Source organism: Paenarthrobacter nicotinovorans (genome assembly GCF_007670255.1).
GTDB lineage: Bacteria > Actinomycetota > Actinomycetes > Actinomycetales > Micrococcaceae > Arthrobacter > Arthrobacter nicotinovorans_B.
Genome location: NZ_SZVS01000004.1, coordinates 138,313 through 154,483 on the forward strand (window position 1 = coordinate 138,313; position 16,171 = coordinate 154,483).

Here is a 16,171-nt window from a genome sequence, read left to right on the forward strand (position 1 = left end):
GGACCCTAGATATCGAGGAACCTGACGTCCTTGGCGTTCTGCTGGATGAAGTTACGGCGTGACTCCACGTCCTCGCCCATCAGCACGGAGAAGGTCTGGTCGGCCGCCAAGGCGTCGTCCATGGTGACCTGCAGGAGGGTGCGGCGTTCCGGATCCATGGTGGTGTCCCACAGTTCGGTGTAATCCATCTCGCCAAGACCCTTGTAGCGCTGGATTCCGTTGTCCTTGGGGAGGCGCTTGTTCAACGCCGCACCCTTGCGGATGGTCTCATCACGCTCGCGGTCGCTGTAGACGTAGTCGTGGGCCGCGTTGGACCACTTGATCCTGTAGAGCGGCGGCTGCGCCAGGTAGACATAGCCGTTCTCAATGAGCGGACGCATGTAACGGAACAGCAGGGTCATCAGCAGAGTGGTGATGTGCTGGCCGTCAACGTCGGCATCGGCCATCAGCACGATCTTGTGGTACCGCAATTTGGCGATATCGAAGTCCTCGCCAATACCGGTACCGAATGCGGTGATCATGGACTGGACTTCAGCGTTGCCCAAGGCCTTGTCCAGGCGGGCGCGCTCCACATTGAGGATCTTGCCTCGCAGCGGCAGGATCGCCTGGGTTTCGGGGTTGCGACCACGCTTGGCCGAACCGCCGGCCGAGTCACCCTCCACCAGGTAGACCTCGCAGCGGGAGGGATCCTTGGACGAGCAGTCGGACAACTTGCCGGGCATGCCGAACGACTCCAACGGGCTCTTCCGGCGTGCGTTGTCACGCGCCTTCCGGGCCGCCATGCGGGCCTGGGCAGCCGAAATTGCTTTGCGGATCACGTCGCGGGCGGGGCCGGGGTTGCGCTCGAGCCAGTCACCAAGCTGGTCGGTGACAACGCGCTGTACAAAGCCCTTGACCTCGGAGTTGCCCAGCTTGGTCTTGGTCTGGCCTTCGAACTGCGGTTCGGAGAGCTTTACCGAGATCACCGCGGTCAGGCCTTCGCGGATGTCATCACCAGTAAGGTTGTCTTCCTTTTCCTTGATGATGCTCTTCTCCCGCGCGTAGCGGTTGATCAGCGACGTCATCGCGGCGCGGAAGCCTTCTTCGTGCGTTCCGCCCTCGTGGGTGTTGATGGTGTTCGCGTAGGTGTGGACGCTCTCCGAGTAGGCAGTGGTCCACTGCATGGCAACCTCGACGGCGATGTGCCGCTCGGTGTCTTCGGTTTCGAAGGCGATGACATCCTCGTGGACGATCTCGACCTTCTTGTTCGAGTTGAGGTGCTTGACGTAATCGAGCAGGCCGTCCGGGTATTCGTACACAACAGTGCGGTGCTCGGCCGCCACTTCGCCTTCGGTCGCGACGGCGTCCAGGTCCAGGTCGTCGTCGCCGTCGCGGGCGGCGGGGCGCTCGTCAGTCAGGGTGATCTTCAGGCCCTTGTTGAGGAAGGCCATCTGCTGGAAGCGGGCACGGAGCGTCTCGAAATCGAATTCGGTGGTCTCGAAAATCGTGCCGTCGGGGTAGAAGGTCTGCGAGGTACCGGTTGCCTCGGTTGCTTCACCCTTGACGAGTTCACCCTGCGGCTTGCCGCCGTCGGCGAAGGACATGCGCCAAACGTGACCTTGGCGGCGGACTTCGGTATCCACCCGGCGGGAAAGGGCGTTCACCACGGAGATACCAACACCGTGCAAACCGCCTGAAACAGCGTATCCGCCGCCGCCGAACTTACCGCCGGCGTGCAGGATGGTCATGACCACCTCAACGGTGGGCTTTCCCTCGGTGGGGTGGATGTCCACGGGAATTCCGCGGCCGTCATCGACCACCTGGACACCACCGTCAGCGCGGAGAGTTACTTCGATATGGCTGCAGTAACCGGCCAAGGCCTCGTCAACAGAGTTGTCCACCACTTCATAGACCAAGTGGTGCAGGCCGCGGGGTCCGGTTGAACCGATGTACATGCCGGGGCGTTTGCGTACCGCTTCGAGGCCTTCCAGCACGGTGATATCGCTGGCACCGTACTCCCTGGGCGCCTCTGCGGGCGTGTCAGGAGTGGGAACAGTCTCCTCTTCGGGCTCTACTGCCAAGGTCTCTGCATTGTCGTTAGCCACAGGCGCTTTCGACTCCTCTGTACTCGATGTCGGCCGTTCCCGGAGCTGCGCACGGCGGACCGCGGCCGCCAACGGGCACGTGACTGATTGCGCCGATGAGTAAGACGACGGGGTTCCCGGAAGCCACGAGAGTGGATTCGGGATCCGGCGACGTTTCACCGGCGCTCAGTGATCTACGCCAATTCTATCGTGGAAACACGTGAATCCTTGCAAATACAGGGGCAGCCCAGAGCTGAATATGCCGCTGGGAGGCCGCTGGCCCTATCTGCAATGGCCCTGCGGAGGTCCCGATGGGTGCCTATACGGCCCAGGGGCGTTGAAACGCCCTGCACGCCGTTCAGCCGTACGTATCCCGGGGACCCCGACCGTTGACGCTGCGGCCACCTTTCCGCCAACTTGGTGCGGACGGACCCAGGACCTGAATGCTGGTGACAACGCCTTCACCCAACTCATTCCGGAACAGTTCCAGAAGGCTGGTACTCAGCAAGCGCAGCTGTGTAGCCCAGGCCGTCGAATCGCAGCGGACATGAAGTGTTGTGTCGGTGAAGCTCTCCGGCGTGCAGTGCGCGGAGATATCCGGACCCACCAAGGTGTCCCATTCCGCCATGACAGAACCAACGGCAACAGGTGAAGTCCAGCCGCGTTCGGCTACCAGGCGCCCAACAACTTTGCCAAGCCCCAAGGGGTCGCGGCCGCTGCCGTGAAACTGGGAAAAGCCGCGCGTATCCCGCAGTCCTTTGCGCTTTGGGGCCGATCCCGGCCGGGGCGCACGTTGCCTCACTTCGCCGCGTGCAGCAGCAGCCTCCCGCATGCGGTTCAGCGCCGCCTGGGCAGCATCGATTTCGTCCGGGTCGCGGCCCGGTTGGAGTCCGTCGGGACTATCCTTCGCCATCGATGCCTCCCGGAACAACGGTTACGCGCCGTCCGGCCAGCTCCTCAGGGATGTCGGCGTCGACGGCGGCGGTCACCAGAACCTGCTCGGCGCCGGCGACTATTGCAGCCAGTTTACGCCGGCGCTGGACGTCCAATTCAGCGAAAACGTCGTCCAGGATAAGGATCGGAGCAGTGCCGCCGGTCCGGGCGTCGTCCAGCATCACGTAGTAGGAGGCCAGGCGCAACGACAGGCACATGGACCACGTTTCGCCGTGGGATGCATAGCCCTTGGCCGGAGCTTGTCCCAAGGTGAGCTCCAGTTCGTCGCGGTGCGGGCCCACCAAGGATATGCCCCGTTCGAGTTCCTTCTTCCTCGACGCCGCAAAGGCCTGGACGTAGCGTTCGGTGAGTTCATCGACGGACAGCAGCCGGAGGTCCTCGAACGATGCCGGAGGTTCCGTTCCGCTGTTGGCGGGACCGCCGTCGTCGTCAAGGATGTCCTGGATGGTGGAGCGGTAAACCGCGCCGGCATCCTTGGAACCGTCCGTGAGCTGCGCGTATGCGCTGTTCAAATGAGGACGCAGCCGTTCCACCAATTCGAGCCGTGCGTGCAGCAATTCGGCCCCGGCCCTGGCCATGTGCTGGTCCCAGACGTCCAAGGTTGCTTCATGGCCCGCCGTGAACTTGCCTGTGCGGGCCGATTTCAGGAGTGCGTTCCGCTGCTTCAGCACACGGTCGTAGTCGCTGCGTGTGGCAGCATGCCAGGGTACCAGGCTGACCAGCAGCTCATCCAGGAAACGTCGGCGGTTGGATGGGTCGCCCTTGACCAAGGCCAGGTCTTCGGGAGCGAACAGGACAGTGTGGCAAATGCCGAGGATGTCACGTGCCCGGACCGGATTTCCGCGATTGATGCGTCCGCGGTTGGCACGCCCCGCGTTGATCTCCAGCTCGATGACCGTGGCTTGTTCACCACGGACCAACCTGGCGCGGATCATTGCGCGTTCGGCACCAAAACGAAGCAGCGGAGCGTCCGTGCTGACACGGTGGGAACTGAGCGTAGCCAGGTATCCGATGGCTTCCATCAGGTTGGTCTTGCCGATTCCGTTGGAACCCACCAGGACCGTCACCCCTGGTCCGAGCTTCAAGTCCACCTGTGCGTAGCTGCGGAAATCCGTCAGCGAGAGATGTTCGAGGTACACGCCGTTTGCAGGACTCCTGCGGCCTAGTTGGCCGGACGGGTGGCGTGTCCGCCGAACTGGTGACGCAAAGCGGAGACCATCTTCATGGCCGGTGAGTTGTCTTCGCGCGAAGCAAAGCGGGCGAAGAGCGCGGCTGTAATGGCCGGTGCCGGAACTGCGTTGGCGATGGCTTCTTCAACGGTCCAGCGTCCCTCGCCGGAGTCTTCCACGTAGTCGTCAATCGACGCCAGGCCGGGATCTTCATCGAGGGCCTTGACCATGAGGTCGAGGAGCCAGGACCGGACCACCGTTCCCTTTTGCCACGCGCGGAAGGTTCCCGGAAGATCTTTGACGATGTCCTTGGCCGCCAGGAGTTCGTATCCTTCGGCGTAGGCCTGCATGAGCCCGTATTCGATGCCGTTGTGGACCATCTTGGCGTAGTGGCCTGCGCCCACACCGCCGACGTGAACGAAACTGTCCGCCCGATCGCCTTCGGGACGGAGGGCGTCGAAAATGGGCATCGCGAGTTCGATATCTTCTTCGGTTCCGCCTGCCATGAGGCCGTAGCCGTTTTGGAGACCCCACACACCGCCGGAAACACCGCAGTCAGCGAAGCGAATGCCCTTGTCCGCCAGAGCGGCAGCATGCTTTTGGTCCTCGGTGAACCGTGAGTTCCCGCCGTCGATCACCATATCGCCGGGGCTGAGTTTCTCCCCGAGTTCGGTTACCACGGCATCAGTGACCTCGCCTGAGGGAACCATGACCCACACGACCCGCGGAGCAGGCAGTGCGGCGATGAGCTCGTCCACCGAAGCCACATCCGTGACATCCGGGTTGCGGTCGAAGCCTGTGACCTCGATGCCGCCCTTGCGCATGCGTTCGCGCATGTTGAAACCCATTTTTCCAAGGCCGATCAAACCGATGTGCACAGTGTGGACTCTTTTCTGCGAAGCGGGTGGGTATGTGCTGATTAGTTGGGAAGGCGGACCGGCATCACGAGGTAGCGGTAGTCGTCCTGGTCTTCGCCGTCCGGTTCAGCCTGGGCCGTGATCATGGCCGGTTTGGGAGCCGTGGTGAACGAGAAGCGAACGTACTTGGTCTCGATGACGCTCAAGCCTTCAACCAGGTAGTGCGGGTTGAAGGCAACGGTGATGTCATCGCCCGAGAGCTGTGCTTCAAGTTCTTCGGAAGCCTGCGCATCTTCACCTGTACCGGCGTCGAGGTTCAGCAGGCCCTGCGTGAAGGCAAGTCGAACAGGGGTGTTCCGCTCTGCAACCAGCGAAACACGGCGTACGGCTTCCACCAGTTCCTGGGTCTGGACTGTCGCGTGGATCGGGGTGGAGTCCGGGAAAAGCGAGCGGATCTTGGGGTAGTCGCCGTCCACAAGAAGCGAAGTGGTGGTTCGGCCGCCGCTCTCGAAACCGATAAGGCGGCTGTCGTCATCGGCAAGGGCCAGGTTGATGTCACCGCTGCCGCCCAAGGTCTTGGCAACCTCGTTCAGGGTCTTTGACTTCACCAGCGCACTCGTTGAAATGCCGGGAGTCACGGGCTTCCAAGGGACTTCCCGCATCGCAAGGCGGTAGCGGTCCGTGGCGAGGAGGGTGATGAGGTCGTCCTCGATCTCCATCCGGACACCGGTCAGGATCGGCAGGGTGTCATCCTTGCTCGCCGCGATGATGACCTGGGAAACAGCTTGGGCAAAGGCGTCGCCTGGCAGGGTGCCGCTGATGGCCGGAAGCGCAGGCAAAGCCGGGTACTCGGATTCCGGCATGGTGGCCAGGTGGAAGCTGCTTCGACGGCAGGTGAGAGTGACTTTGCTGCCGTCGGTTTCAACATCTACGGGCGCGGAAGGCAGGCTGCGGCAGATGTCTGCCAAAAGGCGTCCGGAGACCAGGATGGTGCCCTCGACGGCGATGTCGGCGGGGATTTCCAGACGGGCTGAGGTCTCGTAATCGAAGCTTGAGAGGCTTACGGTTCCTGCTTCGGCTTTGAGAAGAAGGCCGGAGAGCACAGGTACGGGCGGCCGCGGAGACAACGACCGCGCGGTCCACGTAACGGCTTCTGCCAGGACGTCGCGGTCGACTCTGAACTTCACGGAGGGGTGCCGCCTTTCATTGCTGCTGCCATGTAGTAGCCGCGGATCCCTGCTTGGAACCCGCTGAATCTTCGCAGTCCGGCATCGGAACCTGCATGGTCCGCACTGAGCGAACTACAAACAAGACCCAAGGATGGGAGCGCTGCTGACAGCTTAGCCGGAAGATCCGCGATTAACCCATCCCCGTTTGTCCGGACCCGTCCTATGTGGACAGCCGCAAGGCTGGCCTTGGCCAGGCTGTCGGCCTGGTCCGGCGGGTGGTGGATGGAGATTGTTATTTGAGGGATTTCAATTTTTTGGGATTCGTAGTGTTAATAACTGTTGTGGAAACTGTGGATAACCCCATCCTGAGGCTCAGATCCGCGGTTAAGCCCTGTTCATGGGCTGTGCGTTAACTGGGTTTTAAACAGGGTGTGGATGGGGACAACTCCAAAGCCGGTTTTTAACGATCCACAGACGGCTTAAGGGTTTTAAGCCCATTAACCGCGCTTGTCCCCTTAAGTATCCACAGGCTTATCCACATGCGCCTGTTAATAAGGTATGTAGTGGCGGCTGCGATGTGGATTCAGGAGTCGCGCTGCTGCTGCTTGATGCGGTTGGTGAGCTCGGTGACCTGGTTGTAAATCACACGACGCTCTGCCATCAGCTCGCGGATTTTCCTGTCGGCGTGGATGACGGTCGTGTGGTCACGACCGCCAAGCTCCTGGCCGATCTTCGGCAAAGACATGTCCGTGAGCTCACGGCAGAGGTACATTGCGATCTGGCGGGCCGTCACCAAAGTGCGCGTCCGGGACTTGCTGCAGAGTTCTTCCATGCTGAGCTTGAAGTAGTCAGCCGTCTGGTCAAGGATCTGCTTCGCCGTGATTTCCTGGGCACCGTCGTCGGTAATCAGGTCCTTGAGGACCATCTCCGCGAGGGCAACGTCCACCGGCTGGCGGTTCAGGCTTGCAAAAGCGGTGACACGGATCAGTGCGCCTTCAAGTTCACGGATGTTGCTTGAGATCTTCGAAGCGATGTACTCCAGAGCGTCGTCGGGAGCCGACAAGCCTTCGCTGAGGCCCTTTTTGCGGAGAATGGCGATACGCGTCTCAAGTTCCGGCGGCTGGATGTCCGTCAAAAGTCCCCACTCGAAGCGGGAGGTCATGCGGTCCTCAAAGCCGGCAAGCATCTTGGGCGGCTGATCCGAGGTGATGACAACCTGCTTGTTGGCGTTGTGCAGGGCGTTGAACGTGTGGAAGAACTCTTCCTGTGTCCGGTCCTTGCCCGCCAGGAACTGGATGTCATCGATCAGGAGGACATCGACATTCCGGTACGTGGTCTTGAAGCTGGTGCCCTCGTCATCACGGATCGAGTTGATGAAGTCGTTGGTGAATTCTTCCGAGTTCACGTAGCGGACCCGGATGCCGCTGTAGAGCCTGCGGGCATAGTGGCCAATGGCGTGCAGCAGGTGCGTCTTACCCAGACCTGAATCGCCGTAGATGAACAGGGGGTTGTAAGCCTTGGCCGGCGCTTCTGCCACTGCGACCGCTGCAGCGTGCGCGAACCGGTTCGAGGAACCGATCACGAAGGTGTCGAAGATGTACTTCGGGTTCAGGCGGCCAAATTCATGCGAGGTGCTCGGTGGCGTCGGTTGCGGCTTGGGCTCGACCGCCAGGTCCGGCGCGGCGGCAAGCTCGACGGCGGGTTCCGGCTCAGCATGGACGGGCACCAGATCGGTATCGACGTCGATGGCGCAGCGGATATCGTCCGAGAAAACGTTCCGGAGGGCATCGTCCAAAGCGTCCTTGACCTGCGTCTGGAGGACCTCGCGGGTGAGCTCGTTGGGGACGGCCACCAGGAGGGTGGAGCCGATGAGGCCCTGGGCCTGGGCGAGAATGACGAAACCACGCTGACGGGGAGTCACACGGTCGTCCTGTTCCAGGAGGCTCAGCACCCTGCGCCAGGAACTTCCGACAGTGTTGGCGTGGTTGGCTTCGTCTACTGTCATCAATCAGTTCCTAAATACTTGCTTGCCGGCGTTGCTTGCAGCCGAGGTGTCTCCGGCGGGCGCAGGTCTGGTCGTTAATCCACAGAGTTATGCACAGCGGGTGGAAAATGGGCTACTGAGCCACTCTAGGGGATGGAAACGCCAGAAGATAGCTGGGAAGTTGCCTGTGGATAATTACACCGTTGTGGTTCTCGAAACGGGCCTGTGAGCCACTTCATCCACAGCCTTCCAGCCGTCTCTGAACACAACTGTGGATAGCGGCGCCGCGGGCTCCCGGTTTGACTGTGGCCCCTTTTTTGCCCTAACGTTGTGAAGTCCTTTGTGTCCGCTTTTGAGATCAGTTGTAACCCCGTACGTTCATCGTGCGGAAGGCAACGGCGGCAGACACATACAAAACTTAGCGTCGGCCAGTTCTTCCCCTTTTTGATCGGGTGGGCGCACCTTTGATCCACTGGAGTAACTAACGTGAGCAAGCGGACTTTTCAGCCGAATAACCGCCGTCGGGCCAAGAAGCACGGCTTCCGCCTTCGTATGCGCACCCGTGCCGGCCGCGCCATCCTGGCTGCCCGTCGCGGCAAGGGCCGCGTCGAACTGTCGGCCTAAATAACTGACTTGTCGGTCAGTGTCTCTTTGCAGGTTCGACGGTGCTAGCCACCCCTAACCGTCTGCGGACGTCTACCGACTTTTCAACAACTGTACGTTCCGGCGTCCGCAATGGACGCCGGAACTTAGTGTTATATACGGCTCCTATCGGGGCCGGGGAGCCGAGTCGAATCGGTTTCATTGTCTCCAAAGCCGTCGGGAACGCCGTGACCAGGAACCTCGTTAAGAGGAGACTGAGAGAAGCAGGCGCACTTTCCCTGCACACGCACGGAACAGGTTTGGCGGTGGTGGTCCGGGCCCTGCCCGCAGCCGCACATGCGAGCTGGGAGCAGCTGCTCTCGGACTACAACGCCGCACTGACAGTGACGACGAAGCGATTGGGTGGTTCGGTTCCACCCAAGGCTTCGACTGAACACAACGGCACCACAACGGAAGGGACACCGCGTGCATGACATGAGCACCGCCGTCGTTCCTTCCTTGAGTGACCCTTCCGGGAAAGTTCACCGGCGTAGCATCTGGGCTGCGACAGGTACCTTCCTCTGGGAGTTGCCGCGAAACATCCTCATCCTCTTGCTGAAGAGCTACCGCAAGGTGATTTCGCCCCTGTACGGCCAGGTTTGCCGTTTCTTTCCCTCCTGCTCGGCATACGCCTTGGAAGCAGTGACGGTGCATGGCGCCGTGAAGGGCAGCTGGCTTGCAGCCAAGAGGCTCGCCAAATGCCACCCTTGGAACGCCGGTGGAGTGGACCACGTCCCCGCCGGTCATCGTCATTGGCCCGAAGGCCGGACGCCCACAATTGTTGTACTGAACAATCCGGACCAGTTCCTGGCTGCTCAGGCTGATGAAGAAGGCCGCTCGGCGGCCTGACGAATAGGGATATCGTATGGACTTCTTTGAAACAATCATGTTTCCGTTCAAGTGGCTGGTGTCGATCATCATGGTCGGCTTCCACGAGGGACTGAGCTTCATTGGCCTGCCCGCCGCTAACGGCTGGACCTGGACTCTGTCCATCATTGGCCTGGTGCTGGTGATCCGTGCCGCCCTGATTCCCGTGTTCGTCAAGCAGATCAAGGCGCAGCGCGGTATGCAGCTGCTGCAGCCGGACCTGAAGAAGCTGCAGACCAAGTACAAGGGCAAGACCGACCAGCTCTCACGCCAGGCGATGGCGCAGGAGCAGATGGCGCTGTACAAGAAGCACGGAACCAACCCGTTCTCGGCCTGTTTGCCGATGCTGATCCAGATGCCGTTCTTCTTCGCGCTGTTCCAGGTGTTGTCGGGCATTTCCAACAACGCCAAGGCGGGCCAGGGCATTGGTGCCATGAGCCATGAGCAGGTAGTGCAGTTCGATCAGTCGAGCATCTTCGGCGCACCTCTGTCCGCTTCGCTGTTGCACGGTGGCGCAGGTGGAAACGACGCTGCCGTTTGGATCCTCTCCATTGTCATGATCCTTGCCATGACGGCCTCGCAGTTCATCACGCAGAAGCAGATCATGGCCAAGAACATGTCTGAAGAAGCCTTGGCCAGCCCGTTCATGCGCCAGCAGAAGATGATGCTCTACATCCTGCCGCTCGTCTTCGGTATTGGTGGCATCAACTTCCCGATCGGTGTCCTCATTTACTGGACCACCACCAACCTCTGGACCATGGGCCAGCAGTTCTTTGTCATCCGCCGCATGCCGACTCCGGGATCCCCCGCCGCGAAGGCTCTTGAAGAGCGTCGCGCAGCCAAGGGCCTGCCCCCGCTGTTGGGTGGCAAGAAGATCGACGAGGCCGAGGCTGCAGCAGCCGCTGCTGCCGCCGAAGCCAGGACGCAGCGCGTCCAGCCGCAACGTAAGAACAGGAAGAAGAAGTAATGTCTGCCGAGAGCACTGAAGAAGTTATTGCCGCCGTGACTGAAGAGCAGGAAGACTCCCAGGAAGAGACGCAATCCAAGACGGCCAGCCGCTTGGAAGAGGAAGGCGACATCGCTGCCGACTACCTCGAAGAGCTTCTTGATATTGCCGACATCGACGGCGACATTGACATCGAGGTCCGCAACGGCCGTACCTACATCTCCATTGGTACCGATGAAGAGTCGGCGGCTCTGGACAGCTTGGTTGGCCGCGACGGTGAAGTCCTCGAAGCCCTCCAGGAACTGGCCCGCCTGTCGGTTCTCTCGGCAACCGAAAACCGCTCACGCTTGGTTCTTGACATCAACGGCTACCGCAAGGAGCGTGCCGGCGTCCTGCAGCAGATCGCCGAAGACGCTGTGGCAAAGGTCAAGGCCGACGGCGGGACTGTCGCTCTGGAGCCGATGAGCGCTTACGAGCGCAAGATCGTTCACGACGCCGTTGCCGACCTTGGCTTTGTTTCCGAATCCGAAGGCGAAGGCGCCGGCCGCCACATCGTCGTTTCTGCTGACTAGAGCCCATGGTCGAAATCACCGCAGCTGAACTGACAGCGGCAGAGAAGATCTTTGGGGAGCGCCTGGATCTGGCCAAGCGCTACGTTGAACACTTGGCGACCTCAGGCACCGAACGTGGCTTGATCGGCCCGCGGGAGATCCCGCGGCTCTGGAGCAGGCACGTCCTGAACTGTGCGGTCATCGAATCCGCGATCGCCAGGAACAGCCATGTTGCCGACGTCGGTTCCGGTGCCGGACTTCCCGGCCTTTGCCTTGCCATTGCCCGTCCGGATCTTGAACTGACGTTGATCGAACCCCTGGAACGGCGGGTCATCTGGCTACAGGAAGTAGTGGACGACCTCGGTCTGGACAACGTGACAGTGATGCGGACCCGTGCAGAACTGGCTGTGGGAATGGTTGATGCGGATGTCGTTACGGCCCGGGCCGTGTCAGCCCTGACCAACCTTGCCGGGTTGACGATCCCCCTCCTCAACGGCAACGGCGAAGTAGTGGCCATCAAGGGCCGTAGTGCCGGTGAAGAGATCGAGAAGGCCGCCAAGGTCATCCGGAAGCTCGGCGGTGTGGAAACTTCTGTTGTTGTGTGTGGACAAGAGCTGTTGGAGGAACCCACCACTGTGGTGAGGATAATCGTCAACAAGGCCGGAAAGACGGCGTAGATCCCGTTTGGTTTCCAGCGTGTCGGCGACTGAGCGGTTAGGCTAGAGAACGGCAGCAAGCGCCGAATGAGAGTGAGAGTGTGACCAGTGGGTAGTGAAACCTCCACGCAACGAATCCCCCCGTTTATGTCTTTGGGGTCCGCGCGGGCCATGGCTACCCCCTCTTCGTCTCTGCAGTCCGCTATTGTGCGCACTGATCCGGTTGCAAATGCTGCAGTTTCACGTGAAACCGCCTCGGATGGAGTGCAGAACGTGATGGATTCCATCGATGATTCCAGTCCGATCGCACGGCAGCTCGCCAACGAGACCCGCCGTCGTGAACGCCTGATAGGCCGCGAGCTCCCGAAGCCTGAAGCAACCCGTATCTTCACTGTTTCAAACCAAAAGGGTGGCGTTGGCAAGACGACCACCACAGTGAATATCGCTGCTGCCTTGGCGTCCGCCGGACTGAATGTCCTCGTGATCGATATCGATCCCCAAGGCAACGCGTCCACCGCGCTGGGCATCGAGCACCACGCTGATGTAGACAGCATCTATGACGTCCTCATCAACGACCTCCCCCTGAAGGAGGTCGTGGCACCTTGCCCCGACATCCCCAACCTGATCTGCGCGCCTGCAACCATTCACCTGGCCGGTGCGGAGATCGAGCTTGTTTCCCTTGTGGCCCGTGAGCAGAGGCTCCGGCGTGCCATCGATGTCTATGCCAAGGAACGGGAAAAGAACGGTGAAGGTCGTCTGGACTTTATCTTCATCGATTGCCCGCCCAGCCTCGGCCTGCTCACGGTCAACGCCTTCTGTGCAGCCAGCGAAGTTCTCATCCCCATCCAGTGCGAGTACTACGCTCTTGAAGGTTTGAGCCAGCTCCTCAAGAACATTGAGATGATCCAGAAGCACCTCAATGCCGACCTCGTGGTCTCAACGATTCTCCTGACCATGTATGACGGCAGGACAAACCTTGCCGCGCAGGTCGCATCGGAAGTCCGCCAGCACTTCCCCCAGCAGGTGCTGAGTGCCGTGGTTCCTCGTTCGGTGCGTATCTCTGAGGCGCCAAGCTACCAGCAGACGGTCATGACCTACGATCCTTCATCGAGCGGCGCGCTGTCCTACATGGAAGCCGCAGCCGAAATCGCTGAACGTTAGAATTCTTGAAACACAGCAACAGCCAGGGCCAGTCCGTGCTCGGCTCTTCCATGGAGGGATGAATCAATGAGCGAAAAGCGAAGGGGCCTCGGCAGGGGTCTTGGGGCTCTCATTCCTAGCTCGGCCGCAGCCCAGGGAAACGGCGCCGCGCCGTCCCGTCCCGTGGATCTGTTTTTCCCGGAAGCACGGAAGACTGCTGAACCGACGGTTGATACTGCTCCCGAGGACACAACGGCGCCTGATACTGCCTCCGAGTCCGGGAACTCCACTGCAGCCCCCAAAAAGGCCCCTGCGGGGAGGGCATCTGCCAAGGCTCCAGCCGCAAAGGCTCCGGCCACCAAATCGAGCACTGCCCGTTCTGCTGCTACCAAGTCGCCAGCGGCTGATCAGCCGAAGCCCGCAGAGGTTGCTGATGCTCAGGAGTCGCCGGCCGTAGCCAAGACTCCTGCCGCTGCCCAGTCCAGTGACGTTGAGTTGGTAGAGGTACCGGGCGCCCGCTTTGCGGAAATTCCGGTTGGCGATATCCATCCGAACCGCAAGCAGCCGCGCTCGGTATTCGATGAGGACGATATGGCGGAGCTGGTTCACAGCGTTCGCGAAATAGGCGTGCTCCAGCCAATCGTCGTGCGAACTTCAACCGAAAAGGGTGGAGAACCGTACGAGCTCGTAATGGGCGAGCGTCGCTGGCGGGCGGTACAGGCTGCCGGGCTGGAAACCATCCCTGCAATCGTCCGCGATACCACTGACGACGACCTCCTTCGTGACGCGTTGCTGGAAAACCTGCACCGCAGCCAGCTGAATCCATTGGAAGAGGCTGCTGCCTACCAACAGCTCTTGGAAGACTTCGGAACAACGCACGAGCAGTTGGCGGACCGCATTGGCCGTTCACGTCCCCAGGTCTCCAACACGCTGCGCTTGCTCAAGCTTCCCCCGTTGGTTCAGCGTAGGGTTGCCGCTGGCGTTCTCTCTGCGGGCCATGCCCGGGCACTCCTGGCGCTCCCGGATGCTGCGGCAATGGAACGCCTGGCTCAGCGTATCGTTGCCGAGGGTATGTCAGTACGCGCTACGGAAGAAGCCGTGACGCTGTACCAGGACCCCACCACTCCTGCGAAGAACAGTATTCCCAAGCCGAACGCCCGTCACGAACGACTCGACTACCTTGCTTCGTCGCTCTCCGACCGCCTGGACACCAACGTGAAAATCACCTTGGGGGCCCGTAAGGGGCGGGTAAGCATTGAGTTCGCCAGCGTCGAAGACTTGAACCGCATCATGAACGTGCTTGGCCCTGGTGCTGAAGACTGAGTCTGTTTTGCTCTATCCGAGGGATCCGCCCGCAGGGGCGGATCCCTTTTTCATTTCGTTTAGGGCTCGCGGTGACCGAGTTCTTCGCTCACATTGAATTTGATGTCGTGGTTTCACGTGAAACTGCGCATAGGATGCGGTCGGTCTTGGACCACCATCGGTAGAGGCTATGCACCGGAATTGGATGGACGCGATAATCCAAAGCCGCGAGCTGGGGTCGCACAATGCCTGCCTCCAATCTTCGACTTCGTTATGAGGTGGGCTGACGGTGTGCTTTCACAGCGCGACTCAACCCGGCGTTTGCTTCGGTTTGTCGTCTATTGGCATAGTGGCAGGCAAACTGTGACGGCAACTCGCGTTCCCGACGCCTATTGGAGTTGCTCCGGGGCGGTAAGACGCGGAGTTGTGCAGCCGATGCGACCGCATCTCCGCTTTGCAATCGGCTTGAAAGTTTGCGCGGAGGTTTCACGTGAAACAGTGCTGGATTCTAGCGCCGAACCAAAGTCACGCACGGAATCGGACGTTGGTGTCAGTGGCCTCCGTCCTGGCATTCTGCGTTCAGGGCTCGCTGACGCTTGGGTCTGTGCCGCGGGGAAGGTCGCGAACAATAGGCCATGCATAACGCCGTGAACGTTTCACGTGAAACGCTGCCCAAGCTGAGTCGGCCTGATCCCTGCGATACGACGGGCATACCTTCTTGGCAGCGAGTTCGTTTCAGCCTGCAGGGCTAGTGCCTGCCCTGCAGCTGGCTTAGCCCAGCGGCTGCCTTTGACGACGTAAAGGCGGTGGGGTTTGCACGGCTGCCCCTCTTGCATTCTAGTTTCACGTGAAACTTTGATGCGCCAAATGAGGCAATTCAATGCTTATCCGACTCATAGCGATGTACGGGAGCGAATCGTTGAGTTTCCATCCGGTGCCCTGTCCCTTTATCAAGAGAAGCAGACCTGGAAGCTCAGTATCCTGCCACTCGCCTTGCAACCTCATAGCCACAGAAGTCCCAGAGTAGCTCTGTGAGCCTCTCGGCCTTCCAACCCCTATACGCGGCAGCCCAAGCGTGCACAACCACCAGCTACGCCTCCTAGCGCGTCCCTCAGGAGGGATAGTTCGGCGGCGGCGTATGCGAGTCGTATTGTTGCTGGGTGGTCCCGCCATAAGAAGCGCAGGACGAAGGCCCAGGAGCTATTGCATGGTGGGCGGCGGATCGGAGAACGAGGGTCTTCCGAGAGGGACAGAGCTGGTCCACTCACCTAGCTGCCTTGGGCATGGCTGTATCCGATGGCTCCTAGGCAGTCCATTCCCTCTGGTGGCCGCTCCCGGGGCTAGAACGTAAGACTTGGTGTGCCTTGGCTATCGATGGCGCTCCTCGGATCGCAGTTGCCGTCGGGTGAATCATCCGTAGTCTGCCCACCGAGCAGGATCATCTAACTGTGTGATGTCCGTCCAGAACAGTGATCACCTAGCTCGCTGACAATGCCTGCCGTGCGGGCATCAGATGACTTTGATGTGGGTAAGTCGAGCAGGGAGGGCTCTGTCCTGGTGCAGGTAAGGAGCGCTTTCTGGACATGAGAAGGCTGGCGCCGTGGTGCGGAGGTGCCCGCGAAGGGCCATTCCTTCTGACAAGCGCCGCCCCTAGCTTGGCTGCGGGAACGAGACCTCGCGCGTATCCTCTTCCGCCGAGATCATCACTCTGCACCGCGGCATCTCCAGGTTCTGTGAGGGATCTGACGGCTGCTATGGGTCCGCTCGGCCTCGTAGCGTTTCCTCGTCCACAATGTCGAGTGAGGCGGGCTGTAAGAGAGTTGCCTGATCCCCCACAGCTTCCCGCTAAGAGCCATACGTCCGATGTCACT

The 16,171-nt window shown here is 60.6% G+C and carries 14 protein-coding genes; 8 read left to right on the forward strand and 6 right to left on the reverse strand.

Annotation, left to right across the window (positions count from 1 at the left end):
- Positions 1-5: 5 nt before the first annotated feature.
- The 6 genes from gyrB to dnaA all read right to left on the reverse strand — a co-directional run bounded on the left by gyrB (position 6) and on the right by dnaA (position 8,217).
- Complete coding sequence (gene gyrB / locus FDP28_RS07840; protein ID WP_144660244.1) at positions 6-2,084, reverse strand: DNA topoisomerase (ATP-hydrolyzing) subunit B; 2,079 nt, start codon at positions 2,082-2,084, stop codon at positions 6-8.
- A 337-nt stretch (positions 2,085-2,421) separates the two neighbouring features.
- Positions 2,422-2,976 (reverse strand): DciA family protein, encoded by a 555-nt coding sequence (locus FDP28_RS07845; RefSeq protein WP_144660247.1) that lies wholly within the window; start codon positions 2,974-2,976, stop codon positions 2,422-2,424.
- Positions 2,963-4,156, reverse strand: a complete 1,194-nt coding sequence (gene recF / locus FDP28_RS07850; protein ID WP_144660249.1) for a DNA replication/repair protein RecF — start codon at positions 4,154-4,156, stop codon at positions 2,963-2,965. Before recF ends, FDP28_RS07845 begins: the two co-directional genes overlap by 14 nt.
- Before the next feature lie 23 nt (positions 4,157-4,179).
- Positions 4,180-5,106 carry a phosphogluconate dehydrogenase (NAD(+)-dependent, decarboxylating) gene (gene gnd / locus FDP28_RS07855; RefSeq protein ID WP_144660252.1) on the reverse strand — a complete coding sequence of 309 codons (927 nt, stop codon included), beginning with the start codon at positions 5,104-5,106 and terminating at the stop codon, positions 4,180-4,182.
- A complete protein-coding gene (gene dnaN / locus FDP28_RS07860; RefSeq protein ID WP_144660255.1) occupies positions 5,106-6,230 on the reverse strand; it encodes a DNA polymerase III subunit beta in 1,125 nt (374 codons plus the stop codon). The genes gnd and dnaN overlap by 1 nt, the downstream gene beginning before the upstream one ends.
- 565 nt (positions 6,231-6,795) lie before the next feature.
- Positions 6,796-8,217 (reverse strand): chromosomal replication initiator protein DnaA, encoded by a 1,422-nt coding sequence (dnaA, locus tag FDP28_RS07865; RefSeq protein ID WP_144660257.1) that lies wholly within the window; start codon positions 8,215-8,217, stop codon positions 6,796-6,798.
- Positions 8,218-8,682: 465 nt separating this feature from the next.
- Here dnaA and rpmH point away from each other — a divergent pair, with 465 nt between their 5' ends.
- The 8 genes from rpmH to FDP28_RS07905 all read left to right on the forward strand — a co-directional run bounded on the left by rpmH (position 8,683) and on the right by FDP28_RS07905 (position 14,321).
- Positions 8,683-8,820, forward strand: a complete 138-nt coding sequence (rpmH, locus tag FDP28_RS07870) for a 50S ribosomal protein L34 (protein WP_011776797.1) — start codon at positions 8,683-8,685, stop codon at positions 8,818-8,820.
- Between the two features lie 41 nt (positions 8,821-8,861).
- Positions 8,862-9,272: a ribonuclease P protein component gene (gene rnpA / locus FDP28_RS07875; protein ID WP_144660259.1), complete on the forward strand. Its 411-nt coding sequence runs from the start codon at positions 8,862-8,864 to the stop codon at positions 9,270-9,272.
- Between the two features lies 1 nt (position 9,273).
- Positions 9,274-9,687, forward strand: a complete 414-nt coding sequence (yidD, locus tag FDP28_RS07880; protein ID WP_260842404.1) for a membrane protein insertion efficiency factor YidD — start codon at positions 9,274-9,276, stop codon at positions 9,685-9,687.
- 16 nt (positions 9,688-9,703) lie between these two features.
- Complete coding sequence (gene yidC / locus FDP28_RS07885; protein ID WP_144660264.1) at positions 9,704-10,672, forward strand: membrane protein insertase YidC; 969 nt, start codon at positions 9,704-9,706, stop codon at positions 10,670-10,672.
- On the forward strand, positions 10,672-11,223 hold the full coding sequence (locus FDP28_RS07890; RefSeq protein ID WP_144660266.1) for a Jag family protein: 552 nt from the start codon (positions 10,672-10,674) through the stop codon (positions 11,221-11,223). Before yidC ends, FDP28_RS07890 begins: the two co-directional genes overlap by 1 nt.
- A 5-nt stretch (positions 11,224-11,228) precedes the next feature.
- On the forward strand, positions 11,229-11,879 hold the full coding sequence (gene rsmG / locus FDP28_RS07895; protein WP_144660268.1) for a 16S rRNA (guanine(527)-N(7))-methyltransferase RsmG: 651 nt from the start codon (positions 11,229-11,231) through the stop codon (positions 11,877-11,879).
- Between the two features lie 126 nt (positions 11,880-12,005).
- Positions 12,006-13,019 (forward strand): ParA family protein, encoded by a 1,014-nt coding sequence (locus FDP28_RS07900; protein WP_144660270.1) that lies wholly within the window; start codon positions 12,006-12,008, stop codon positions 13,017-13,019.
- Positions 13,020-13,085: 66 nt separating this feature from the next.
- Complete coding sequence (locus FDP28_RS07905) at positions 13,086-14,321, forward strand: ParB/RepB/Spo0J family partition protein (RefSeq protein WP_144660272.1); 1,236 nt, start codon at positions 13,086-13,088, stop codon at positions 14,319-14,321.
- Positions 14,322-16,171 lie beyond the last annotated feature (1,850 nt).